Source organism: Streptomyces sp. NPDC005303, from assembly GCF_040607335.1.
Lineage (GTDB): Bacteria > Actinomycetota > Actinomycetes > Streptomycetales > Streptomycetaceae > Streptomyces.
Map to the genome: position 1 here is coordinate 1 of NZ_JBEXGM010000019.1, position 23745 is coordinate 23745.

The following is a 23745-nucleotide window of genomic DNA, read 5'->3' on the forward strand; positions in this document are numbered from 1 at the left end:
GCCGCGACATCCCCGTCCTGGGCACCACCCACGCCGACACCTTCAACGGACCCATCCCCATCACCCGCGACCTCACCGCACCGGAGTGCGCCAAGGACTACGAGTACAACACCGGTGCCGTCATCGTCGACCTGCTGGACAGAGACGACCAGCGGGCCGCCGAGGTCCCCGCCGCCCTCGTGGCGGGCCACGGCCCCTTCACCTGGGGCAGCACCGCCCGCACCTCCCTGAACCACGCGATCATCTGCGAGGCCGTCGCCGACATCGCCCTGCACACCCTGTCCCTCAACCCCACCGCACCCCCACCCGCCCACCTCCTGGAACGCCACTACACCCGCAAACACGGACCCCACGCCTACTACGGCAACCCGGAAGCAGTACTCCCACAACCGTGACCGGGAGCACAGGGCGGCTCCGTCGGGATCACCCGATCACCGCCGCCCGCACGCACAGCACGTCCGGCAGATGCGAGGCCAACTGCCGCCAGCTGTCGCCGTCGTCGGCCGACGCGTACACCTCGCCGTTGCGGTTGCCGAAGTAGACGCCGGCCGGGTCCGCGTCGTCCGTGCACATCGCGTCCCGCAGCACCGTGCCGTAGTGGTCGTCCTGCGGCAGACCCGCGGTGAGCGGTTCCCAGCTCCTGCCCGCGTCCGCCGTGCGGAAGACCCGGCATCGGTGACCGGCCGGGACGCGGTCCGCGTCGGCGTTGATCGGGAAGACGTACGCCGTCTCACCGCGGTGGGGATGGGCGGCCGCCGCGAAGCCGAAGGTCGACGGCAGCCCCTCGCCGATGTCCGTCCAGTGCGCGCCCGCGTCGTCGCTTCTGTACACACCCCAGTGGTTCTGGAGGTACAGCCGGTCGGGATCGGCCGCGTCCCGGGCGGCCTTGTGCACGCACTGGCCGAACTCCGGGTTCGGGTCGGGCAGGAACACCGCGGAGACACCGGAATTGGACGGCTCCCAGCTCGCGCCGCCGTCCTTGGTGCGGAAGACCCCGGCCGTGGAGACGGCCACCGTCACCGCACGCGGGTCCCGCCGATCGGTCAGGACGGTGTGCAGACCCTCACCGCCGCCGCCCGGCACCCATTTCGAACGGGTCGGATGCTCCCACAGCGGCCGGACCAGCTCGAAACTCTCCCCGCGGTCCTCGGAGCGGTACAACGCGGCCGGTTCCGTGCCCGCGTACACCACGTCCGGCTCGGCCGCCGCCGGGTGCAGCTGCCAGACCCGCTCCAGGGAGGCGCCGGTGTCCTTCGGGAACTTCACGGCGGGCTGGGCCGGCTCCGTCCAGGTGCGGCCCAGGTCGTCGGAGTGGAACACCGAAGGACCCCAGTGCGCGCTGTCCCCGCCGACCAGCAGCCGCGGGCGCTCGGCCCGGGTGTCGATCGCGACCGAGTACACGGCCTGCGCGTTGAAATACGGGCTCTCGTCGAACTGCCAGGTGCCGCCTCGCTCGCGCCCGATGAACAGGCCCTTGCGGGTCCCCACGGCAAGCAGCTTCTCAGCCATACCGATCACCTCCGTGACGTCTTTGTCCCAGACACCGGCCAGTCTGCACCCCACCACTGACAGTCACCTCTGGAAAGGGCTTCATCGCAGGTCAGGGCGGGGATGGTAACCGGCTGAGGCGATTGGCGGGCGCCTTTCGGCAAGATGCCCGCGGCGGCGGGCGGCCGGTGGGACCGTCGTGACGGAGAACTCGTCGCGAGCCGTGAGCATCGAGGGGGGCTCTCCCGTATGGGAGGTCGGTCCGGCATGTTCGTGCGCCCGTCGCTCATGAGGAGGATGCCTTCGATGGCGTTCCGTGGTCCCAAGGTCTGGCTGTGGCGCTGGCGGCGCAATCCCCTCAGACGCCGTGCGGACGCCGTCGAGGCGTGGGTCGTGCTCGGTGCCTGGCTGCTCACGGTGGTGGCCGGGGTGTTCGCCGGTCTGGGGGTGAGCCGGGCGGTCGAGCACCAGCTGGCGCTGGAGCGCGTCGAGTGGCGGCCCGTCGTGGCCCGTCTCGCCGACCAGGCGCCCGGCACGGCCGACCCGGGCACGTCGAGCGGTGAACGGGTGTGGGGCGAGGTGGCCTGGACCGGGGCCGACGGCTCGGCCCACAAGGGCCAGGTACGCGTCGATCCCGGCAGCACCCAGGGCACCCCGGTCACCGTCTGGACCGACGCTCAGGGCCGCCTCATGACCCAGCCCGCCACCGAGGGTCAGGCCCGGATCCGTGCCGCGATGATCGGCGTCCTGGTCGGTCTCAGCACCGCGGCCGTCCCCTTCGTCGGTGGCCGGGTCCTCCGCGGCCGTATGGAACGCCGCCGCCTCGACCAGTGGGACACGGACTGGGCGCACTTCGGACCGTTGTGGGGCGGGAGGCGGGCGGACGGGAGGTAGTGCCGACGGTGTCGGCGGCCCGGTGTGCGGTACACGAGCGGCACCTCGCGAACCGCACCCGGGATCGCTCCTCGTGCTCCCTACCCGGCCGCCAGCACCTCTGCGCAAGCCCGCACCAACCGCTCGTCATCCAGCACGTCATGGCTGTCGTACCCGGTGGACGGTGACGCCAGATGCCGTCGCCGGGCCGTCAGTTCCGCACGAAGAAGGTCGTGGAGTGGCTCTCCGGCGTGACCCAGGGCGGCGAGGCAGGCGGTGATGGTCCGCCGGGTGTGTGGATTGTCCGCCCAGGCCGCCCGCAGGACCGGCGCGGCGAGCTCCCCGTCGCCGGAGATCCGCCACACCGCACACGCGGCGGTCACCCGCTGCCACAGATCCTCCGTCAGGACCATCCGACGCAACCCCGGCAGCGCCGCACCGGCCTTCGGCCCGAGTCGCGCCAGTGCCTCTGTGGCGGCTCGTCGTCGCGGCCTGCCGTCCGCCAACTCGCCGGTCAACACTGGCAGTACGGCCGACGCGTCCCCCTCCACGGACCACAGCGCCCCCGCGGCGACCGCCGCGTACTCCGTCTCCAGCAGCTCGCGCAGCACGGGTACGACCAGGGAGGGCGCCGCGTTCCCGAACGCCTCCAGAGCGCGAACAGCCGCCTCCACCACGGCGTCCGGTAATCGCAGCCGCACCGGAAGACCCCGCAGAAGCCGCAGCACCTCCGGTACGGCCTCCGCGTCGCCCAGCGCGGTGAGCGCCGACAGCAGCGGCACGGCCCGTTCGAAACTCCCGGCGGAGTCCGGCGAGACCTCGCTCAGCCGTCGACGCAGCGCGGGCGCGAGCGGGGCCGCCGCCTCAGGGCCCAGGTGGCCGATCACATGGCCCAGATCGTCGGGGACGACCGGACCGGCCAGCACCTCGGCCAGCGCCGGCGTCGCCCGCGAATCCCCGCTCCTGGCCAGGGCCTTGAGTGGGCCGCCCAGTGTCGGCGCCCCGCGCTCCCGGCGCCGTACCCACAGGTCGGGCCGGGAGGTGACCAGGGCGGCCAGGGCGTCGGCGGCGGGCGCGGCCAAGCCGAACAGGTCCTCCAGGACGGACACCGCGGCATCGCGCAACCTGCCCTCCTCGGACGCCAGTTGAGCGCCGATCAAGGCGACGGGCTCGGCCCAGTCGGCGCGCCACTCCCGGAACAGCGCCGCCGCCATCCACACGGCGTTGCACCGGTCCACGGCGTCCGGGCTGGTCAACTGCCCGTGCAGAAGGGCGGTGCGCTCGTCGAGCCGGTCGCCGAGCCCTCGGTGCAGGGTCCGCAGCAACTGCGAGCCCTCCTCGTCCGAGGGCCGCAGCCGTCGTATCCGGCTCGCAAGGGTGTCGGAGTGGGGGCAGTCGACGCCCCGGCGTCTGGTGGAACGCCGCGCGGACCGCTCTCTGAGCAGTCCGACGGCGACCCTCACCAGGTCGGGCGGGAGCCGGTCGGGGGCGCAGTCGGCGAGCTGGCCGAGGGCGGCGAGGCGCAGCCCGGGGTCGCGGGGCGCGGTGCACTGTGCCGTCAGCAGCTCCAGCGCCCCGGCCGCGTGCCCGGGATGCCGCCGTACGAAGAGGCCCAGGCTCTCGGTGAGGGCGTGCAGGACCCGGTCGTCCCGCTCCAACGCGCAGCGCTCCCGCAACAGGCCGAGCACGCGGACCGGTTCGTCCAGGAACCGCACAAGGGCCTCCGGCGCGGCCCGGCGGACGGAGGGGTCGGCGTCCCCGGCCAGCCGGACGAAGACCTCGGCGCCGACGCGGATCTCGCCCCCGGCCAGCGTGCGTGGTTCGCCCTCGACGCCGTCTTCCGGGCTCGCACTCTTCGCCCCGATGCTGACGAGGAGTTCGACGATGCCGGCCCTGTCCGCGACCTCCCCGCTCGCCACGAGCGCGAGCAGAAACGGAACGCAGGCCAGCGTCGAGTCGTACACGTCTCCCTGGTGGTGCACGGCGCCGTACATCCCGTCGAGAGCCGTCTCCCGCTCGACCGGGTCCGCGGAGGCGAGCCCCCGCAGCAGTCCGGGCACGTCCTCAGCACTGCCGTACCCATGCCGCAGCGAGGCCCAGTCGACCTCGTCGATCCCCGTGAACACGTTGTCCTCCCCAGGCGAAGTACCAACTGACCGGAGTCTGCACCACGGGGCCGACAACGAAGCGGAATCAGCGTGTGACTGTGAGCGATCCGGACAGGGAGGTGGTCCGGTTCTCGCCAGGTGGCCCGGGACCGGCCTCAGTCGGCGCCGGGCATTGCCCTCCCGAGGATGGCGTCCACGTCCGCGGCGTCGGGCAGCGTGCCGAAGGCGTGCCCCCAGTCGCCGTCGAGCCTGGTCGCGCAGAACGCGTCGGCGACCGCGGGCGGGGCGTGCCGGACCAGGAGCGAGGCCTGGAGTGTCAGGGCCATGTGCTCCACCAGCCGACGGGCACTCGCCTCGGACGCGGTGGCCAGCAGGTCCTCGAGGCGGGCGACGGCCCTGTCCAGGCGGGTGTCCGCCCCCTGCGCCAGGGCGAGTTCGCCGAACAGCGCCTGAGCGGTGTCCGGCTCACGGCGCAACGCCCGCAGGACGTCGAGGGCGTTGACGTTCCCGGAGCCCTCCCAGATCGACAGCAGGGGAGCCTCGCGGTAGTGCCGGGGCATGCCCGAGTCCTCCACGTAGCCGTTGCCGCCGAGGCACTCCAGGGCTTCCGCCGTGAAGGCCGGACCCCGCTTGGTGACCCAGTACTTGCCGACCGCGGTGGCGATACGGCGGAACGCCTGCTCGCCGGTGTCCCCGCGCACGGCCCGGTCGGCGGCGCCCGCCAGCCGTAGCGTGAGGGTGGTGGCGGCCTCGGACTCCAGCGCCAGGTCGGCCAGGACGTTGCGCATCAGCGGCTGGTCGATCAGCCGGGCGCCGAACGCACTGCGGTGCCGGGCATGGTGACCGGCCTCGACGAGCGTCCTGCGCATCAGGGTCGCCGACATCATCACGCAGTCCAGCCTGGTGCAGTTGACCATCTCGATGATCGTCTTGACGCCCTGTCCCTCGGGCCCGACCAGCCAGGCCACGGTCGCGTCGAACTCGGGCTCGGAGGAGGCGTTCGACCGGTTGCCGAGCTTGTCCTTGAGGCGCTGGATGCGGAAGGTGTTGCGGCTGCCGTCCGGCAGGATCCGAGGCACCAGGAAGCACGACAGCCCGCCGGGTGCCTGCGCCAGCACCAGGAACACATCGCACATCGGCGCCGACGTGAACCACTTGTGCCCGCGCAGCGTGTACACCCCGGACTCCGTGGTGGGCGTGGCCGTCGTGGTGTTCGTCCGGACGTCGGAGCCGCCCTGCTTCTCGGTCATCCCCATGCCCGCGAGCAGGCCCCGCTTCTCGGTGGGCACCCTGAGCTCCGGCTTGTACTCCCGGCCGGTCAGCAGGGGTTCGTAGACCTTCGCCAGCTCCGGCTCCCTGCGCAGCGCCGGGATCGCCGCGTACGTCATCGACGTGGGGCAGCCGTGCCCCGCGTCCGTGTGTCCCCACACCAGGCCGCCCGCCGTGCGCGCGACATGGGCGCCGGTACGGTCCTCCGCCCACGGTGTGCCGGCCAGGCCCTCGGCCACGGCGGTCCGCATCAGGTGATGCCAGCTCGGGTGGAAGTCCACCTCGTCGACCCGGTTGCCGTACCGGTCGTGCGTGCGCAGCACCGGCTCGTGCCGATTGGCCTGATCCGCCCACTCCTGGGCCTCGGCACTGCCGGCCCGCAGACCGAGCCGCCGCAGGCTCTCCTCGGCCCAGTCGGCGCCCTCGCGGCGCAACCCTTCCAGCAGGGCGGGGTCGTCGGAGGCGTCGTACGGCACCAGGGGAGGGGGCTGGTTGGTGACGGCGTGGGTGGCGGTCTGTTCGGGCGCGCCGAGGGAGTCCATGGAATCAATGTTGCACTTCGCCTTCGATCGTAGCAATAGTGCAATAGGAAGGGGGTCGTACAGTACGTGACCATGCGCAGGAACGTGTCGGAGCAGCCCGGTGAGGTCGACCTGCGGCCACTGTCCGCCCGGTCGGTCGTGCTGAGCCTGTTGCTCGGCGCGCATCCACCCCAGATGCCGGTGAAGGACCTGGTCCGCGCGGTGGAGCCGTTCGGGGTCGGCGGCTCCACGCTGCGTGCCGCGCTCAGCCGGATGGTGAGCGCCGGTGACCTGCGGCGCGCCGACACCGTCTACGGCCTCAGCGACCGGCTGCTCGCCCGTCAGCGCCGCCAGGACGATTCCGTGCACCCCCGCACGCGCGCGTGGAGCGGCGACTGGGAGATGGTCGTGATCACTGCGACGGGCCGCAACCCGGCCGAACGTGCCGAACTGCGCGCACGGCTGACCGCCCTCCGGCTCGCCGAACTGCGCGAAGGCGTCTGGCTGCGCCCGGCCAACCTGCTCCGGCCGCTCCCGGACGACCTCGACGGGGTCGCCCAGCACTACGCGGCCCGTCCCGCGGGTTCCGGCCCCGAGCTGGCCGCCGCCCTGTGGCCCCTGGACCGCTGGGCGGCCGACTCCCGGGCGCTGCTCGCGCATGTCTCCCGCGCTGACCGGCCCGCGGACCGGCTCACCGGTTTCGCGGCGGTCGTACGCCAACTGCTGACCGACCCGGTGCTGCCGCCCGAGCTCCTGCCGCCCGACTGGCCGGGCGTCGAACTACGCTCCGCGTACGCGGCCTACCAGGGCGAGCTCGCGGACACCGTCCCGCAGGACCGGGCCCGCACATGACACGGCGGCCGTGCGAAGCGCCGTGCGGGGACGCTTCGTACGGCCGCCTTCACCTGCCGAGCGGCTACCTGTAGGTGATGTCGGAGGTGGCGTACTTGCAGTAAGTACTGTCAGGTCCGGAACCGTTGGTGGTCGGCTCCTTGCCCGTGTTGTTCCCGATGTACTTCTGGCACGGGACGATCTTCTTGCCGGAGTCCCCGACGATCGTGATCTTCTTCAGGGTGGCGCTGTCGCCGTAGTTGGTGTTGATGCCGACGAGCTTGTTGCCCGAGTAGGTCGCCTCGATGGTGTTGAGGTTGATCGTCCGCTTGTACTGCGTCGAGCAGTTGCCGCAGGAGCGGACGAAGGTGCCGAAGTTCTGCACCGCGAAGTTCGAGACATTGAGCGTGCCGGCGCCGTTGAACTGGAACACCTTGTCGCTGGCCGACCGCGCGCCACCGCCGGAGACGGTGTACACGTTCGACGACGAGGAGCCGCGGAAGGTCGCCGCGTCCTCGCCGACGTCCTCCCACCACACGTTCTGCAGCGTGCAGCTGCCCGCGCAGTGGATGCCGTCGGCCGCGGGGGCGCCGATGATGACGTTCTTCAGGACGGTGCCGGCGGCCAGGTTCAGGATGGGCCCCTGGTCCTCGTCCTGGCTGTCGCTGCCCAGGTCGCCCGTGCCGTACAGGCGCTTCATCCCGTAGTCCTTGGTGCCGGACAGCTCGATGGTCGAGGAGACCGCCTGGCTGCCGTTGGCGGTCGGCCAGGTGGCCGCGCTCGCAACCGGTGCGTTGAGTGTCATGATCATGCCAACCGAGAGGCCGAGGGCGGCCGTGGCGCCGGTCAGTGCGCGGATACGCGCGCGTGGGCGTGCCGAAGAAGTCATGTCCCGAATCCTTCTTCCTTGTCGGGGGTTGGGGGTGGTCAGATCTTTCCGGCGCCCGCGCCGCCGGTCACCGAGGCGACGACGGAGGAGGCGGGCTCGGCGGTGTAGCTGTACGGAGCGGTGGTGAACGTGCCGACCTGGGAGACCTCGGTGGCGGCTCCGCCGAGGTCGTTGCCGCGCAGGTTGGCGTATCCGTCCACGTCACTGTTCCGGTTGGTGGTGACAGCGACTTCGGTGCTCCGGAAGACGTTGTTCTCCACGAGCATCTGGGCGCCCATGCGCGAATGCACGGCGGTCTCGGCGCCGACGACGTAGTTGTCGTAGAAGTGCCCGGTACCGAAGCGCAGACTGGGGATGCGCGAGTTGACGTTGTTGAACCAGTTGTGGTGGTACGTCACCTTCAGATGGCCGGTGTCCTGGCTCGCGTTGTTGTCGCTGTGGCCGACGAGAGAGCCCTTGAAGTGGTCCTTGAAGGTGTTCCAGGACACGGTGACGTTGTCCGAGCCGTGGTTGATGTCCAGCAGCCCGTCGTAGTAGTCCTTGTCGTGATCGCGGTCCGCCGAGAAGGAGTTGTGGTCGATCCACACCTTCGTCGAGGCCTGCACCTCGATGCCGTCGGCGGGCGCGAGGGGCTTGCTGATGTTCAGGTTGCGGACCACGACGTTGGTGACCTTCTTCAGTCGCAGCCCGCCGCCGGTGAACCCGGACGACGAACCGACGCCCAGCACTGTGGTGTTGGAGCCGACGTCGACCGTGCCGCTCAGCGAGATCAGGCCGTTGACCTTGACGACCTTCGCCGTACTGCCGGTGACGGCCGTCTTGAAGGCGCTCAGTGTGGAGACGGTGACCGCGGAAGCGCTGCCTCCGCCGGTGGTTCCGGCGCCGAAACCGATGGGGGAGGTCTCGGCGGCCCCGGCCGGCTGCGGGACGGCCAGGGCGGCCGCCGTCGCGAGCGCGGCCGCACCGGCGGCCAGAGCGGATCTTTGCGCGTGTGTACGTGGGGGGCGAGTACGCATGCGGGTGCGTCCCTTCGTGGGGGCTGCGTGGTGCCAGTCCGGACATGTACGTGAAGATTGTTCGCCATGTTGAACTATGGGTGCTGTGCGGCAGGGTTATGGGGACCCATGCGCCGCAGGGGTGGTTCACACTGCTGAACGGAAGGTAGAGGGTAAGCGCTTTCTGGTCAACGCTTTGCGCAGAAGACATTCGGCCACCCAGGTGGGGAGGTGGCGATGGCTGCGAGCGAATACTTTCGAGGTGTGGGAGCGCTTCCATGGCGGCCATGTGCATGCCACGATGCTCGCCGGACGCTTCCCTTCCGAGAGATACGTTCGGTGACAGCCCCGTGCTCACCTGGCCGCCCCGGGACTCACGACGCTCGCCCCGAACCGCGGCCGTGGGGGCCGGGGCGACCCGCTGCCGGACACTCTCGTGGCACCGCGCTGTCGACCCAGGCCAGTCCGACCCATCCTGCTGATCCTTCTAGAAGAGAGGGGCAAGGACGTGTCCACCACCCCCAGGAGACCACTGCGTTCGGTGCTGCTGGCCCTGCTGTCGTTACTCGCGGCGGCGCTCGTGGCCGCCCCGACCGCAGCCGCCCGCACGGAGGCCGCCCCCACGGCGACCCTCACCGAGATCACCGGATTCGGTTCGAATCCCAGCAATCTCCAGATGTACCTGTACGTGCCGGACAACGTGACCGCACACCCGGCGGTCGTCGTGGCCGTGCACTACTGCACCGGCTCGGGACCGGCCATGTACAACGGCACCGAGTGGGCCCGACTGGCCGACACCTACGGCTTCGTGGTGATCTACCCCTCGGTCACCCGCTCCAGCAAGTGTTTCGACGTGTCCTCGCCGCAGGCGCTGAAACGGGACGGCGGCAGCGACCCCGTCGGCATCAAGTCGATGATCGACTGGACGGTGAGGACCTACTCCGCCGACACCGGCAGGATCTACGCCACGGGCATCTCATCCGGCGCGATGATGACGAACGTTTTGCTCGGCGACTACCCGGACGTGTTCGCCGCGGGCGCGGCCTTCTCCGGCGTCCCGTTCGGCTGCTTCGCGACGACGGACGGCTCCGAGTGGAACAGCGCCTGCGCGGGCGGCACCATCACCCACACCCCGCAGCAGTGGGGCGACCTGGTGCGCGCCGCTTATCCCGGCTACACCGGCACCCGGCCGCGTATGCAGGTGTGGCACGGCACCGAGGACGACGTGCTGCGCTACCCGAACTTCGGTGAGGAGATCAAGGAGTGGACGAACGTCCTCGGTGTGAGCCAGACGCCGGCCGCCACGGACGCGCCCGTCCCGGGCTGGACCCGCACCCGCTACGGCGCCACCGGTGACCGGGCCCCCGTCGAGGCGATCAGCCTCCAGGGCGTGGGCCACAACCTCTACGCCTCCGGCATGGCCGCCCGTGCCCTCACCTTCTTCGGCCTCGACAGCTCGGGTCCGGCGCCCCAGCCCCAGCCGGGCGCCTGCAAGGTGACGGCGACGACGAACGCCTGGAGCACCGGCCTGACGGCATCGTTGACGGTCACCAACACCGGCACGACCGTGATCGACGGCTGGAAACTGGCCTTCACCCTCCCCGCCGGCCAGACCGTCACCAACGGCTGGGGCGCCACGTACACCCCGGCCTCCGGCGCGGTGACGGCGACGAACGCGACGTACAACGCCACGATCGCGCCGAACGCGAGCGTCAGCATCGGCTATCAGGCGAACCACACCGGGAACAGTGCGGCGCCGAGCGGCTTCACGCTCAACGGGACCGTCTGTACCACGAGTTGAGAGCACCGGCCATCGCGGTCCTCCGGCGGGACGTTCCGGCGCAGTGCGCGGGCGTCCCGCCGGACGGCGTGCCAGGTGGAGCGGACGCCGCGGGTCAGACCGACCGGTGGTACTGCTCCGGCACATGCACGTCCCCGCCCAGCTCCCGTGCCGCATGCCGTGCCCAGGACGGGTTCCGCAGCAGTTCGCGGCCCAGCAGCACCGCGTCCGCCTCGCCGTTGGAGAGGATCTTCTCGGCCTGTTCCGCCTCCGTGATGAGGCCGACCGCGGCGACGGGCAGGGCGGTCTCCGCCTTGACGCGGGCGGCGAAGGGGACCTGGTAGCCGGGGCCGACCGGGATGCGGACGCCCGACGCGTTGCCACCGGTGGAGACGTCCAGGAGGTCGATGCCGTGCGCCCGCAGGTCGTGGGCGAAGCGGACGGTGTCGTCCGGGGTCCAGCCGCCCTCCTCCAGCCAGTCGGTCGCCGAGATGCGGAAGAAGAGGGGCTTGTCGTCGGGCCAGACCTCACGTACCGCGTCGACGACCTCCAGCGCGAAGCGGGTGCGGTTCTCGTACGAGCCGCCGTACTCGTCGGTGCGGTGATTGCTGTGCGGGGAGAGGAAGTTGCCGATCAGGTAGCCGTGGGCGCCGTGGATCTCGGCGACTTCGAAACCGGCGGCGAGGGCGCGACGGGCCGCATCGGCGAACTGGCCGACCACCTCGGTGATGTGGGCGGCCGTCAGTTCCGTCGGCACCGGGTGGTCCTCGTTGTACGCCACCGCGCTCGGTCCCAGCGGCTGCCAGCCCCGCGCCTCCGGGGCGAGCGGCGCACCGCCCTTCCATGGCTGGTCGGTCGACGCCTTGCGGCCGGCGTGCGCGAGCTGGATTCCCGGGACCGTGCCCTGGGAGGCCAGGAAACGGGTGATGCGGCGGAACGCCTCGACCTGGGTGTCGTTCCAGATGCCGAGGTCGTTGGGGGAGGTGCGGCCCTCGGGGCTGACGCCGGTGGCCTCGACGATGATCAGGCCGGTGCCGCCGGCCGCGCGAGCCGCGTAGTGCGCGAAGTGCCAGTCGTTCGGGGCGCCGGCCTCGGGGCCGTCCGGAGCGGCCGAGTACTGGCACATCGGCGGCATCCACACCCGGTTCGGGATCGTCACGTCGCGAAGGGTGAAGGGCTCGAAGAGCGCGCTCACGGCGGACTCCATTCGTCACGGGACCGGTGGGGGGTCGACTTGTACGATAGGCACCGTAGTACGTCGGATGTCAAACTACGAGAGGTCTCGTACAATGGGGATCCCGAGGGCCGGTCCCCGAGTCCGCGGAGCCCCCGGGACACCTGCAGAAGTGGAGCCGTCGTGACCTCCCCCGCCGTCAGTATCCGTGCCCTTCCGCACCCGGAGCGCGGCGAGATCCGGCTGGAGGGCATCCTGCACGCCCTCTCCGACCCGCTGCGCCTGCGGATCGTGCGAGAGCTCGCCGCGGCCGGCGACGCGCTCTCCTGTTCGCGCTTCGACCTGCCCGTCACCAAGTCGACGACCACCCACCACTTCCGGGTGCTGCGCGAGAGCGGGGTGATCCGGCAGATCTACCGGGGCACGGCCAAGATGAACGGCCTGCGCCGGGACGACCTAGACGATCTCTTCCCGGGACTTCTCGACACCCTCCTCGACGCCGCCGACCGCCAGGCCGTCCGGTTCGGGAGTAGCTGAACGGGCTTTCGCGGGCAGGTGGTTGAAGAGCAGGTTCAGCACGATCGCCGTGAGACAGCCCGCGCTGATGCCGCTGTTCATCACCGTCTGGAACCAGTCGGGGAACTTCCCGTAGATCGTCGGCACGCCGACCGGCAGCACGCCCATGGCCACCGAGACGGCCACCACCGTCAGGTTGTTGTTGCCCTTGAAGTCCACCTGGGTGAGGGTCCTCAGGCCGCTTGCCGCGACCGTCCCGAACATCACCAGGCCCGCCCCGCCCAGGACCGGCGCCGGGATCGCCGCGACCACAGCGCCCAGCTTGGGCAGCAGCCCCAGCAGCACCAGGATGCCGCCCGCCGTGGCGACGACCCAGCGGCTGCGGACCCGGGTCATGCCGACGAGGCCGACGTTCTGCGCGTACGCCGTGTAGGGGAAGGTGTTGAAGACGCCGCCGAGCACGGTCGACAGGCCGTCGGCGCGCAGGCCGTCGGAGAGGGATCGCGGCTCGACCCCGCGGTCCGTCATCTCGCCGACCGCGATCAGGTCACCGGTCGTCTCCGTCATCGTCACCAGCGCCACGACCAGCATCGACACGATCGCCGAGAACTCGAAGGTCGGCGCCCCGAAGTGGAACGGCGTGCTGATCCCCACCCAGTCCGCGTCCGCCACCCCGCCGAAGTCCGTGAACCCGAAGGGGACGGCCACCACCAGACCCACCACGATGCCGATCAGCACCGCGATCCGGCTCAGGGACGCCGGTGCGAAGCGCTGCACGCCGAGCACCACCGCCAGTACGAACACGGCCAGCGCGATGTTCTTCGGCGCGCCGAAGTCCGCGGATCCGGCCCCGCCCGCCGCCCAGTTGCCCGCGACCGGCAGCAGCGAGATGCCGATGATCAGGATCACCGTGCCCGTGACCAGTGGCGGGAAGAAGCGCAGCAACCTGCCGAAGACCGGTGCGAGCAGCATGATCGCGAGGCCCGCGACGATGACCGAGCCGTAGATCGCCGGGAGCCCGCCGCCCGTCGTGCCGATCAGGACCATCGGGGACACGGCCGCGAAGGTGCAGCCCTGCATGATCGGAAGCCGTACGCCGAAGCGCCAGAAGCCGATGCACTGGATGAGCGTGGCGATGCCGCACACCAGCAGGTCGGCCGTGATCAGATACGCCAGGTCCGCGGGCGACAGCTTCATCGCACCGCCGACGATCAGGGGAACGGCCACGGCGCCCGCGTACATCGCGAGGACGTGTTGGAGGCCGAAGGCGGCGAGCTGCCGTACCGGGGGGACTTCGTCTACGGGGTGCACAGGGGCGGTTTGGGCCATGTCCGAGACCGTAGGGGTGTTGAACAGTTTGTTGATTTCGGGTGTGTTGCCGGTTCGTTGCCCGGTGCGGGTCCCCTCTGGCCGGCAGCGCAGTCGCCCGCGCCCCTAAGCTCCGTGAGCGGCGTCGAGAAGGGACTGCCAGTCGCGGAGTTTCACCACGCCCCGGCCCAAGGAGGCGCCGAGTGCGGCCTCGGCTCGCTCGATCGCCTGCCACCCGGGCCACTCGACGGGGTCGAGCCCCTGCGCCCGCAGCGCGTCCAGCGGATCGCCGGGCAGGTTCTTGTGTGCGAGAATCTCGGCGTCCTCGACCAGCGACGTCGCCGTCTCCTTCGCGCATGGCCGGTTCGTGCCGATCACACCCGTCGGACCGCGCTTGATCCAGCCGGCCACGTACTCGCCCGGCGACACCGTGCCCTCACGCAGCACCCGCCCGGCGAGATGCGGCACGGTTCCGGTCGCCGGGTCGAACGGCAGCCCCTCCAGCGGCACTCCGAGATAGCCCACCGAGCGCAACACCAACTGGGCCTCGATCTCGTGGAGTTCACCGGTTCCGCGCACACCGCCGCGCCCGTCCGGCACCGTTCTCTCGAAGCGCACCGCACCCACGCGGCCGCCGTCGGCGAGGAGTTCGACGGGACGCAGGAAGAACCGCAACGAGATCCTGCGGGATGACGGCCGTGACGGGCCGGCCGCCCAGCCGCGCAGCACCTCCACGTTCCGGCGCTGCGGTGCCGGCAGGGGAGCGGGGTCGAGGTAGGCCGGGTCCAGTGCCAACTCCTCCGCGTGTACGGCGACTTCCGTGTCCGGAAGCGAACCCAGCTCGCGCAGCTCCTTGGTGGTGAAGCGGGCCTGGGAAGGGCCCCGCCGCCCCACCATGTGCACCTCCGTCACCCCGCTGGCGGCCAGCGCGGTGAGCGCCGGATGCGGGATGTCCGTCGCGCTGAGCTCGGTCACCCCGCGCGCCAGCATCCGTGTCACGTCGACGGCGACGTTGCCCACACCGATGACCACCGCCGAGCGGGCGCCGGCCACGAAACCGTCGGCCGTGGAGTCGGGGTGCGCGCTGTACCAGGACACGAACTCCGTCGCCGACCAGCTGCCCGGCAGTTCCTCGCCCGGGATCCCCAGATGCCGGTCGGTGGCGGCGCCCACGCAGTACACGACGGCGTGGTACAGCTCGCGCAGCCGCGCGGTCGGCACTCCGCCGGGGCCGATCGCGACACCGCCCAGGAACCTCACCCGCTCGTGCTCCAGGATCGTCCGCAGATTGTTCTGGAGCGATTTGATCTTCTCGTGGTCCGGTGCCACCCCGTAGCGCACCAGGCCGTACGGGCACGGCAGCCGGTCCAGGACGTCGACGAGCACGCCGGGATCCTGCTGCACGAGGCTCTGGGCGGTGTAGCACCCGCTGGGCCCGGAGCCGACAACGGCGACACGCAGCACGGCGGAACTCCTTACGAGAGGAGTCGCTGACACCTCCAGGATCGCACCGCCGGTGCTGCTCCGACAGAGTGCCGGAGGCACCCGGACGTGCGTGTCCGTTCTTATGGAATGTGATCATGCGGTTACGTTGCGTGCGTGCTAGAAGCATCCTTTCTGAATCTTTCTGATCGTTGTCCGACGGACGGCAGCGTGTCCGTGTGGCCCGCGTGGGAAGTGCGGGAGGACGACGGCGCGACGACGTGGTACCACGTCCGGCTGGTCTTCCCCGACGGCGCCCGGGTCGACGCGCTCGCCGTGGTGGCCCAGCAGGGCGTCTCCCTGGAGGATGTACGGGCGATGCCCGGCCTGTTGCTGGACGACCTGGGCGAGCTCGCGGACTGGATCGAGGGGCCGCTCTTCGCGGCTTGTGGACGGGAGCCCGGGGCGCGGGCCGCGGAGACCGGAGCGCGCCGTGCCCGACCGGCCTGGCCGCTGGGCCTGGAGGGGCGGTGGCTGGTGGCGAAGGAGTACCGGGCCGCCCAGGAGGACGGCGCCGACCCGGTCCTCGCCGTGATGTGCGCGACCGGGCACAGCCGCCGCAAGTCGCTCCGGCTCATCTCACAGGCGCGTGACGCGGGCTTCCTGACACCACGTCACGCGCGGCGCTGAACCGGCCGGTCGGGGCGACCTTCCTGTTCAGAGCATGTCCCGCATCCGGTTGATCTCGCTCGTCTGCTGGGCCACCACGTCGTCCGCCATCTCCTCGATCCGCACGTTGTTGCCCTGCCCTTTCACATCCGTCGCCATGGTGATCGCCCCCTCGTGGTGAGTGATCATCAGCGTGAGGAAGAGCTCGTCGAAGGCCTTGCCCTTTGCCGCGCGCAACTTCTTCAGCTGTGCCTCGGTCGCCATGCCGGGCATCGCGGTGTGCACATGGTCATCACTCTTCTCGGACTGGCCGTACTCCTTCAGCCAGGCCCTCATCGCGGCGATCTCCGGCCCCTGCGCGGCCGAGATCCGTTCGGCGAGCGCCTTGAGTTTCACCGACTCGGCGCGCTGCGGGGCCAGTTGGGTCAGTACCAGGGCCTGGGCGTGGTGCGCGATCATCATCCGCACGTACATGACGTCAGCCGAGTTGGGGGAGTCGTCGTCGGCCCGCTGCTCCTCCGCGTCCTGAGCGGACAGCGTGCGGTTCGCCTCGCCGGGCCTGCCGGGCACCAGGACGGAAGGTCCGGTCGTGGAGGCGGACTTCGGGTCCGCGTCGGAGTCACAGCCCCCTAGGGTCAGGGCGATCAGTGCGGCCAGGGCAGCCGTCGCGTACGGCGCGCGACGGAGAAGCACAGTGGTCACCCATGGTCTCTTCATTACGAGTTCGTTGCCCCCTGTTGGTCTGTGCATGGTGAAGACGATACTGCGGTGACGCGTGCACCGTTCCACATGAACGGCACAGGGAGGAAAACAGTGATCCTGTTGAAAGAGTCCCGAACCCGGCACAGACGCCTGGGAGTTGCCGCGACCGCCGCGGGGCTCCTGGCCGCGCTGCTGACCGCGGCTCCCGCCGTCGCGACCCCCGACCCCGGGGACGGCCCGACGGCGGGCAAGGGTGTCTCCAAGAGCACCGAGGCCGAGGTGAAGGCGGCGATCGCCGACGGCGAGATACCCGGCCAGGACGAGATCGTCCACTCCGACAACATCGAGCACCTCGTCAACGTCCCCAAGGACGCACTGCCCGGCACCAATTCGGATCTCGCCTTCCAGGGCCGGTACGCCTTCTCCGGCAACTACGACGGCTTCCGCGTCTTCGACATCAGCAACCCGAAGGCCCCGAAGACGATCGCCCAGGTGCTCTGCCCCGGCTCGCAGAACGACATCTCCGTCTCCGGCAACCTGCTGTTCCTGTCCACCGACTCCTCGCGCAGCGACAGCAGTTGCAGCAGCACCACCCAGCCCGCGACCGAGAAGTCGTCGTGGGAGGGCATGAAGGTCTTCGACATCAGCGACAAGCGGAACCCCAAGTACGTCGCCGCCGTGGAGACCGCCTGCGGCTCGCACACCCACACGCTGGTGCCCGAGCGCAGGAACGTGTACATCTACGTCTCCTCGTACTCACCGAGCGCCACCTACCCCGACTGCCAGCCGCCCCACGACGGCATCTCCGTCATCAAGGTGCCGCGCGACGCTCCCGAGAAGGCGGCGGTCGTCGGCTTCCCGGTGCTCTTCCCCGGCGAGGGCCCCGACGGCGGTGGCAACCCCGGTCCGCCCACCAACCCGGGCGTCTTCAAGACCACCGGCTGCCACGACATCACGGTGCTCCCGGACAAGGACCTGGCGGCGGGCGCCTGCATGGGCGACGGCATCCTGTTCTCCATCAAGGACCCGGAGAACCCGAAGGTCATCGACCGGGTGCAGGACAACGTGAACTTCGCGTTCTGGCACTCGGCGACCTTCAACCAGAAGGCGAACAAGGTCGTCTTCACGGATGAGCTGGGCGGCGGCGGTGCGGCCACCTGCAACGCGGCGATCGGTCCGAACCGCGGCGCCGACGGCATCTACGACATCGTCGGCAAGGGCGACAAGCGCAAGCTCGTCCTCCGCAGCTACTTCAAGATCCCCCGCCACCAGGCGGACGTCGAGGTGTGCGTGGCCCACAACGGCTCGCTGATCCCGGTCAAGGGCAAGGACATCATGGTCCAGGCCTGGTACCAGGGCGGTGTCTCCGTGTGGGACTTCACGGACTCCTCGCGCCCGAAGGAGATCGGCTACTTCGAGCGCGGCCCGGTGAACACCGAGCGTCTGACCACCGCCGGCCCCTGGTCGGCGTACTACTACAACGGCTACATCTACTCCAACGACATCGCCAAGGGCTTCGACGTCCTGAAGCTCGACGACAAGCGGACGGACCCGGCCAGGAAGGTGCGGCTCGGCGAGCTCAACGTCCAGACGCAGCCGGACTACTTCGACTGATCCCCGGCCTCCGGGCCCGTCGCGAAGAAACGCGACAGATCCGTGTCGTACGTCCCGTCGGGTGCCTCGGTGCCCGGCGGGACGCCCTGCTCCCAGTCGAGCCGGTAGCGCGTGAAGAGCTCGGCGCGCAGGGTCGTGATCGGCATCGGGACGTTCGGTACGACCATCGCGTAGACCGCCCCCATGAGCTGCGAGCGCAGCATCGGGTAGTCGGTCTCGACCGTCTGCGAACCGTGCCGTTCCATCGTGTCCCGCAGCAGCTCGGCGAGGCGCTGCTGCTCCGGGCACTCCACGAACCCCTCGGCGTCCAGCAGGCCCGCCATGTGCTGGCGCATCAGCACCGTACGGTCCCGGGCCAGGCCCAGGACCGCGTCGATGGCCCGGGCCATCCGCTCGCGGCCGTCCTCGGTGTGCGGCTCGCGCTCCAGTGCCTCCTCCAGCGTGCGGTGCATGAGCCGGTGCACGGCGGACTGCACGAGCTGGCGTTTGCCGGGGAAGTAGTACGACACCAGTCCGCGCGCCGAACCGGCCCGGTCCGCGATGTCGCCGAGGGTGGTGGCCTCGTATCCGCGCTCGGAGACCAGTTCGAGTGCCGCCTGCAGGAGTCGCTCCCGGGAACGGCGGCGCAGCTCTTCATTGACCGAGGCGCTGCGCGGGGACATGCTGTAACTCCTGCGTTGACTGGCTATCAGCCAACTATACTCAACGCGTCCGGACCGGCCCGCTAAAGGCCTGGTCGGGGCTGCCGCCTGCTCTGGGCGACGCGGGGGATCGTCCAGGGTGGGTGAGCATACGCCCCAAAGGTGTCCTCAGGCGACCTTCTGGGCGGGGTGACCACCCGGTTTTCGGACAAGATTCCGGGGCCGGTTCGGGCGTCCGTCCCGGGTCTCAGCCGACCAGGTCGAGCACCGGCCGCAGCGCGTCGGGCCGCAGCGCCGCCGGCAGATGATCCACGAAGTGCACCCCGCAGCCCAGGGCCGCCGCGCCGCCGTCCGCCCGCCGGTCGTCGCCGACCATCAGGACGTCCCGGGGCTCGACGCCGAGCGCCGTGCAGGCGGCCTTGAACAGGCGGGGGTCCGGTTTCTGGATGCCGTGTTCGTACGACAGCACATACGCGTCCACGTACGGATCGAGCTCGTGTGCGCGGAAGACCGGGCGCAGGTCCCAGCCGATGTTGCTGACCACGCCCACCTTGATCCCGCGCCCACGCAGCGCGCGCAGCACCTCGGCGGCATCGGGATAGGGCTGCCAGGCGGCGGGGTGCATGTGCCGTTCGTACAGTGCGTCGTGCAGGGCGGGATCCGGCAGCGTGACGAGTCGCGAGAGCCCTGTGTAGGCGGCCCGGTGCAGCTCGGCGCTCTTGTCCCGCACTCCCCACACGGCGGCGAGCTCGTCCGGCATCGGCACCCGGGGTGCCACCCCACCGGGCAGCGCCCCCACGTTCTCCAGTTCTTGTGCGGCTCGCACCAACCCGTCCTCGGCGAGGGCGATTCCCGCCTCGTCGAGGACGGCCCGCAACCAGGACTCGGTGGACTCGATCCGGAAGAGGGTTCCCGAGAAGTCGAACAGCACGGCAGCCATACGATGATCTTACGGCCCGCGTTCCAGGCGACGGGGAGCTCGCCCTCGCAGCCCTCGGGACCGCCCAGCGGCCGGTGGCCGACGCGGACCCCATCTCACCGGCGGCGAGGACCTGTGCGGCGCCCGCGCAGGCCACGAGCCGCCGCAGGCCGTCGAGGGCGACGACGAGCGTAGGGCTACTGTCGGGCCGTGCCGCCGTCGAGTGCGACTCGGGCGGGCCCACATGGCCGTAGACCCGGATCGGGCCCTCGTTCACGGCCGGTACCGCTGGTGGACCGTCACCGCCAGGGTCACGAGCATCGCGCCCAGGAGCCAGCCGCCGAGCACGTCGGAGGGCCAGTGGACGCCGAGCCAGATGCGGGTCAGGCCGACGCCCACGACGGAGAGCACGGCGAGGGCCATGGCCGTGAACCACAGGGTGCGGCCCGCGCCGTAGTGGTGCAGGAGCCACAGGAGGAGGCCGCAGACGACGGTGGCCGTCAGGGCGTGGCCCGACGGGAAGGCCGCGAAGTGCGCGGTGTCGACGGGGTCGGGCCAGACGGGGCGTTCGCGGCCGACCGCGGCCTTCAGGACCTGCTGGACCAGTGTGCCCAGCGCACATGTGGCCACCAGCCAGAGGGCGGTCCAGCGGGCGTTGCGCCGCCACACCAGCCAGATCGCCGCGACCGCGGCCAGCAGACGCATCGCCCAGGGGTCCCAGATCCAGTCGGACAGGATCCGGAAGACGTGGGTGAGTCCCGGCTCGTCGACCGCCCAGCCGTGGGTGGTGTCGGCGATGTCGCCGTCCACGGTCAGCAGGGGATGCCATTCAGCCACGACCAGCACGAGCAGCAGCACCGAGCACAGCGCGAGGACACCGGTCGCGCGGGCGGCGGTCCGGTGCTCCGGCGGACGGGGCGGGGAGTCGACGGACGTGGTGTGCATGCTGCGATCCTGGCCGACCTGTGTGGCTTGAGGCGAATTCCGGGGCGTGGATGGGCTGGACGGTGCGTTGCCGAGTTCCCTGACATGCGCGGGTGATGCACCGGGGCATGGCAGGGGAGTCCGGCTGTCCAGGCCGCGAGCGCCGCCACGGTCGCCGGCCACGTCCGCGACGCGTGCACGGCCGGCACCGGACATGGAGCGCGTCGCCGCGCAGCGCACGTCAGAGCGTCAGGAGCATGGCCACCATCGCGATGCCCATCGACAACCGGCACGCGCGCGAGAGTTCGGGACGGTCGCCCCAGCCGACGGTGGCACCACCGGCGGTCACCGGTATCAGACGGGCGCCGGACAGCAGGACGTATCCCGCGAAGTAGAGGAGCAGCGCGCCCGTCACCGCGGGGACTCCCGCACCGCTGTGGTGTCCGGGGGAGGCCGCCATCGCCACCGCCATGTAGACCATGGCCACCGCCCCCACCAGGTGGTGCAGATGATGGGTGCCCGTGCGTGCCGCCCACAGCGCGCGCAGCGCGGCCCCGCCGAACACGCCCGTGTAGAGCGGCCAGGCCCACGCCGGGGGCGTGAACACGGCGGCCGGTACGGCCATCGCGGCCATCCCGAAGCCCATCAGCGCCTCACCGCCCGCGGTCCGGCGCTGTTCCTCGACGCTGCTGCGCATCCGCAGCAGGCAGTACGCCCCGGTCGCCGCGCAGAGCGCGACCAGCAGCCAGCCGGGCGAAGCCGGTCCGTGCACGCCCACCTCCCCGCTCGACGGTCGGTCAAGGAATGCCCGGGCCATGCGGCGCGCAATCGAGCGCAAGGGTGTACGCGGGGAGCGTGCGAGGAGCACAGCAGGTCAGGACGACGCGGCTATCATTTACAGGTAAAACACCTGCTAAAGTATCGGCTCATGAGCAGTGCGACCCCCTCCACCGACACTCCGCGCGTACGCCGTCTTCCGCTGGCCGGCGTGCTGCGCCTCGGCAGGCCCTCCGACATCTGGTTCAAGCCCGCCCTGAGCGTGGTGGTCGCGGTCGCCCCGCCCAACCTGACCCTGCTGGCCCTCGGCCGCCTCGACCTGGCGATGTACACCATGGCCGGGTCCCTGTGCGCGCTGTACGCCCACAACCGGCCCTACGCCGCCCGGGCCCGCGCCCTGGCCTGGGTGGTGCTCGGCATGGTCGCCGGCCTCGGCGTCGGCCTGGTCGCCGCCTCGCTCACCGGCAGCGCGGTGGTGCTGGTCACCGTCGGGGCGTTGGTGGCCGCCGTGCAGAAGACGCTCTGTGACGCGACCCGGATCGGCCCGCCCGGCCATGTGGTCCTCACCTTCATCAGCTCCGCCTCCCTGTTCGCCCCGCAGACCCTCGCCCAGGTCCCCGGCCACCTGGCCCTCGCTCTCGCGGCGGGCGTCTGGGCCTGGCTGGTGGGTATGGCACCCGGCCTTTTCAGGCCGCACGGTCCGGAGCGAAGGGCCACCGCCCGCGCCCTGGACGCGGCAGCCGCCTACGCGGAGAGCTCGCGCTCCCACGCGAGCGGAACCGCCCACACCGCCGTACAGGCCGCCTGGCAGACCCTCCTGTCGGCCGGAGCCCGCTCCGAGACCCGGCGGGCCCTCGAACGTCTCGTCGTCCGCGCCGAGATCGCCCTCGCCGCCCCGGCCGACGCCGCCCCGGACCGCCTCCGCGCCTGGGCCCGCGCACTGCGCGGCACGGCACCGGTCCCCCGGGCGCCGGACGACGACGAACTCCTCGGCGTGGAGATCGAACTCGCCACCCCCGCGCACCCGGTGTGGCGCATGCTCGCCCCGCTCGCCGTACGCACCGCTCTGGGCTGTGCCCTCGCCGGCTACGCCTCCCTCGCGCTCGGCGTCGGCCGCCCCTACTGGGCCCTGGTCACCGCGGCCTCCCTCTATCAGGCCAACGTCACCCTCACCTGGAGCCGCGGCGTCCAGCGGGTCGTCGGCAACCTCGTAGGGGTGCTGGTGTTCGCCGCCGTCGTCCCGCTCGCCCACCTCGGGTCCGCCGCGCTCGTCCTGTGCTGCCTCGCCCTCAACTTCGGCGCAGAGGCGCTCATCGCCCGCAACTACTGGCTCGGCAGCATCTGCGTGACCCCGATGGCCCTGCTCATCACCGAGTTCGCCGGATACCAGGAGCCCGGCCGGCTGATCACCGAGCGCGTCATGGACACCCTGGTCGGCGCGCTGGTCGGGTTCGTCGCCGCCGTAGCCGTCACCAACCGGCGTGCGGGCGATGGTGTCGAGCAGTCGCTGGCCGCCGTGGAGCGCGCCCGGGAACACACCGCCCGCCTGCTGGCCGAGCCGAACCTCGCGCCCGGTGCCCTGGACTCCGCTCGCCGCGCCCTCGCCGGCGCCCTGGTCGATCTCCGGGTCGGCGTCGAGGCCGCGTCCGGCGAATGGTGGCAGCGGGCCCTGCCCCAGGAGAGGGTCGTGCGCGCCGAGCAGGCCGCACACCGTACGCTCGCCGCGACGATCCGGCACCACACAGTGGAGGGCGTACGTCCATGACGGCACCGAACGGCCGACCGGCGGACCCGACGAGGCACGACACCGTCGCCGCCGTCGTCCGGCAGTGGCAGACCGTCCACCCCGGCCTCGACACCGGCCCCATGGAGATCATCGGCCGCGTCAACCGCTGCGCCGCCCTCCTCCAGCAGGCCGAGGACGCCCCCCTGCGCCGGGCAGGCCTCAGCCGCCCCGAGTTCGACCTGCTCGGCGCGCTGCGCCGCACCGGGCACGAGCTGACCCCCGGCGACCTGGCCCGCGAGACCTTCTCCTCCGGGGCCGCCGTCACCAAGCGCCTCAAGCAGCTGACCGAGCGGGGCCTGGTGGAGCGCCGGGGCGACACCCGCGACCGCCGCGTCGCCCACGTCCGGCTCACCGACGCCGGCCGTGAGCTGGTCGACGGGATCCTGCCCGAGCAACTCGCGTACGAGACGGCCGTGCTGTCCGTTCTGACCCCCGAGGCGCGGGACGAACTCGCCGCCCGGCTCGGAGAGCTGCTCGGCCGGCTGGAGGGCAGCCTGGGCGTGCTCCGCACCTGACACCTGCCGACCTGCGGTTTCGGA

Annotated in this window: 22 protein-coding genes; 9 read left to right on the plus strand and 13 right to left on the minus strand. The window is 71.1% G+C overall.

Annotation, left to right across the window (positions count from 1 at the left end; genetic code table 11):
* Positions 1–395, plus strand: a 395-nt coding sequence (locus ABZT93_RS24700; RefSeq protein WP_356108153.1) for a class II aldolase/adducin family protein, incomplete at its 5' end; no start/stop codon positions are given.
* A 28-nt stretch (positions 396–423) separates the two neighbouring features.
* On the opposite strand, the gene ABZT93_RS24705 is transcribed toward ABZT93_RS24700, so the two are convergent.
* Positions 424–1566, minus strand: coding sequence for an exo-alpha-sialidase (locus ABZT93_RS24705; RefSeq protein WP_356108156.1), 1143 nt, complete (start codon positions 1564–1566; stop codon positions 424–426).
* A 228-nt stretch (positions 1567–1794) separates the two neighbouring features.
* Between ABZT93_RS24705 and ABZT93_RS24710 the strand changes: the two genes are divergently transcribed.
* Positions 1795–2382, plus strand: a complete 588-nt coding sequence (locus ABZT93_RS24710) for a hypothetical protein (RefSeq protein WP_356108159.1) — start codon at positions 1795–1797, stop codon at positions 2380–2382.
* A gap of 80 nt (positions 2383–2462) precedes the next feature.
* Here ABZT93_RS24710 and ABZT93_RS24715 read toward each other — a convergent pair whose 3' ends face one another.
* Together ABZT93_RS24715 and ABZT93_RS24720 are read right to left on the minus strand one after the other, a co-directional pair.
* The gene (locus ABZT93_RS24715; RefSeq protein ID WP_356108161.1) at positions 2463–4487 is read right to left on the minus strand and encodes a HEAT repeat domain-containing protein; all 2025 of its coding nucleotides are present in this window, start codon (positions 4485–4487) and stop codon (positions 2463–2465) included.
* A 137-nt stretch (positions 4488–4624) separates the two neighbouring features.
* Complete coding sequence (locus ABZT93_RS24720) at positions 4625–6280, minus strand: acyl-CoA dehydrogenase family protein (RefSeq protein WP_356108164.1); 1656 nt, start codon at positions 6278–6280, stop codon at positions 4625–4627.
* Positions 6281–6352: 72 nt separating this feature from the next.
* Between ABZT93_RS24720 and ABZT93_RS24725 the strand changes: the two genes are divergently transcribed.
* Positions 6353–7111: a PaaX family transcriptional regulator C-terminal domain-containing protein gene (locus ABZT93_RS24725; RefSeq protein ID WP_356108167.1), complete on the plus strand. Its 759-nt coding sequence runs from the start codon at positions 6353–6355 to the stop codon at positions 7109–7111.
* Positions 7112–7175: 64 nt separating this feature from the next.
* Here the strand turns inward: ABZT93_RS24725 and ABZT93_RS24730 are convergent, their stop codons facing one another.
* Positions 7176–7979 (minus strand): pectate lyase, encoded by an 804-nt coding sequence (locus ABZT93_RS24730; protein ID WP_356108170.1) that lies wholly within the window; start codon positions 7977–7979, stop codon positions 7176–7178.
* Positions 7980–8017: 38 nt separating this feature from the next.
* Complete coding sequence (locus ABZT93_RS24735) at positions 8018–8995, minus strand: polysaccharide lyase family 1 protein (RefSeq protein WP_356108173.1); 978 nt, start codon at positions 8993–8995, stop codon at positions 8018–8020.
* Between the two features lie 487 nt (positions 8996–9482).
* On the opposite strand from ABZT93_RS24735, the gene ABZT93_RS24740 reads away from it, so the two are divergent.
* Positions 9483–10775, plus strand: a complete 1293-nt coding sequence (locus tag ABZT93_RS24740) for a PHB depolymerase family esterase (RefSeq protein ID WP_356108175.1) — start codon at positions 9483–9485, stop codon at positions 10773–10775.
* 94 nt (positions 10776–10869) lie between these two features.
* On the opposite strand, the gene ABZT93_RS24745 is transcribed toward ABZT93_RS24740, so the two are convergent.
* Positions 10870–11949 carry an NADH:flavin oxidoreductase/NADH oxidase gene (locus ABZT93_RS24745; RefSeq protein WP_356108178.1) on the minus strand — a complete coding sequence of 360 codons (1080 nt, stop codon included), beginning with the start codon at positions 11947–11949 and terminating at the stop codon, positions 10870–10872.
* 162 nt (positions 11950–12111) lie between these two features.
* Between ABZT93_RS24745 and ABZT93_RS24750 the strand changes: the two genes are divergently transcribed.
* Complete coding sequence (locus tag ABZT93_RS24750) at positions 12112–12465, plus strand: helix-turn-helix transcriptional regulator (protein ID WP_356108180.1); 354 nt, start codon at positions 12112–12114, stop codon at positions 12463–12465.
* Here ABZT93_RS24750 and ABZT93_RS24755 read toward each other — a convergent pair.
* Together ABZT93_RS24755 and ABZT93_RS24760 are read right to left on the minus strand one after the other, a co-directional pair.
* Positions 12385–13773: a nucleobase:cation symporter-2 family protein gene (locus ABZT93_RS24755; protein ID WP_356108183.1), complete on the minus strand. Its 1389-nt coding sequence runs from the start codon at positions 13771–13773 to the stop codon at positions 12385–12387. The two genes, ABZT93_RS24750 and ABZT93_RS24755, sit on opposite strands and share 81 nt — an antisense overlap.
* A gap of 105 nt (positions 13774–13878) precedes the next feature.
* On the minus strand, positions 13879–15216 hold the full coding sequence (locus tag ABZT93_RS24760) for an FAD-dependent oxidoreductase (protein WP_356108186.1): 1338 nt from the start codon (positions 15214–15216) through the stop codon (positions 13879–13881).
* Positions 15217–15405: 189 nt separating this feature from the next.
* Between ABZT93_RS24760 and ABZT93_RS24765 the strand changes: the two genes are divergently transcribed.
* The gene (locus tag ABZT93_RS24765) at positions 15406–15864 is read left to right on the plus strand and encodes a DUF6214 family protein (protein ID WP_356108189.1); all 459 of its coding nucleotides are present in this window, start codon (positions 15406–15408) and stop codon (positions 15862–15864) included.
* 27 nt (positions 15865–15891) lie between these two features.
* Here the strand turns inward: ABZT93_RS24765 and ABZT93_RS24770 are convergent, their stop codons facing one another.
* On the minus strand, positions 15892–16560 hold the full coding sequence (locus ABZT93_RS24770) for a DUF305 domain-containing protein (RefSeq protein ID WP_356108192.1): 669 nt from the start codon (positions 16558–16560) through the stop codon (positions 15892–15894).
* A 96-nt stretch (positions 16561–16656) separates the two neighbouring features.
* On the opposite strand from ABZT93_RS24770, the gene ABZT93_RS24775 reads away from it, so the two are divergent.
* The gene (locus tag ABZT93_RS24775) at positions 16657–18159 is read left to right on the plus strand and encodes a hypothetical protein (protein WP_356108194.1); all 1503 of its coding nucleotides are present in this window, start codon (positions 16657–16659) and stop codon (positions 18157–18159) included.
* Here ABZT93_RS24775 and ABZT93_RS24780 read toward each other — a convergent pair.
* From ABZT93_RS24780 to ABZT93_RS24795, 4 genes are all read right to left on the minus strand, one after another.
* Positions 18147–18821, minus strand: coding sequence for a helix-turn-helix domain-containing protein (locus tag ABZT93_RS24780; RefSeq protein ID WP_356108196.1), 675 nt, complete (start codon positions 18819–18821; stop codon positions 18147–18149). The genes ABZT93_RS24775 and ABZT93_RS24780 overlap by 13 nt on opposite strands.
* Positions 18822–19047: 226 nt before the next feature.
* Complete coding sequence (locus ABZT93_RS24785; protein ID WP_356108199.1) at positions 19048–19740, minus strand: HAD-IA family hydrolase; 693 nt, start codon at positions 19738–19740, stop codon at positions 19048–19050.
* Between the two features lie 252 nt (positions 19741–19992).
* Complete coding sequence (locus tag ABZT93_RS24790; protein ID WP_356108201.1) at positions 19993–20664, minus strand: phosphatase PAP2 family protein; 672 nt, start codon at positions 20662–20664, stop codon at positions 19993–19995.
* A 220-nt stretch (positions 20665–20884) separates the two neighbouring features.
* The gene (locus ABZT93_RS24795; RefSeq protein WP_356108203.1) at positions 20885–21415 is read right to left on the minus strand and encodes a DUF5134 domain-containing protein; all 531 of its coding nucleotides are present in this window, start codon (positions 21413–21415) and stop codon (positions 20885–20887) included.
* A gap of 156 nt (positions 21416–21571) precedes the next feature.
* On the opposite strand from ABZT93_RS24795, the gene ABZT93_RS24800 reads away from it, so the two are divergent.
* Both ABZT93_RS24800 and ABZT93_RS24805 read left to right on the plus strand, forming a co-directional pair.
* Positions 21572–23185 carry an FUSC family protein gene (locus tag ABZT93_RS24800; protein ID WP_356108206.1) on the plus strand — a complete coding sequence of 538 codons (1614 nt, stop codon included), beginning with the start codon at positions 21572–21574 and terminating at the stop codon, positions 23183–23185.
* The gene (locus tag ABZT93_RS24805) at positions 23182–23721 is read left to right on the plus strand and encodes a MarR family transcriptional regulator (protein WP_356108207.1); all 540 of its coding nucleotides are present in this window, start codon (positions 23182–23184) and stop codon (positions 23719–23721) included. Before ABZT93_RS24800 ends, ABZT93_RS24805 begins: the two co-directional genes overlap by 4 nt.
* Positions 23722–23745: the final 24 nt, after the last annotated feature.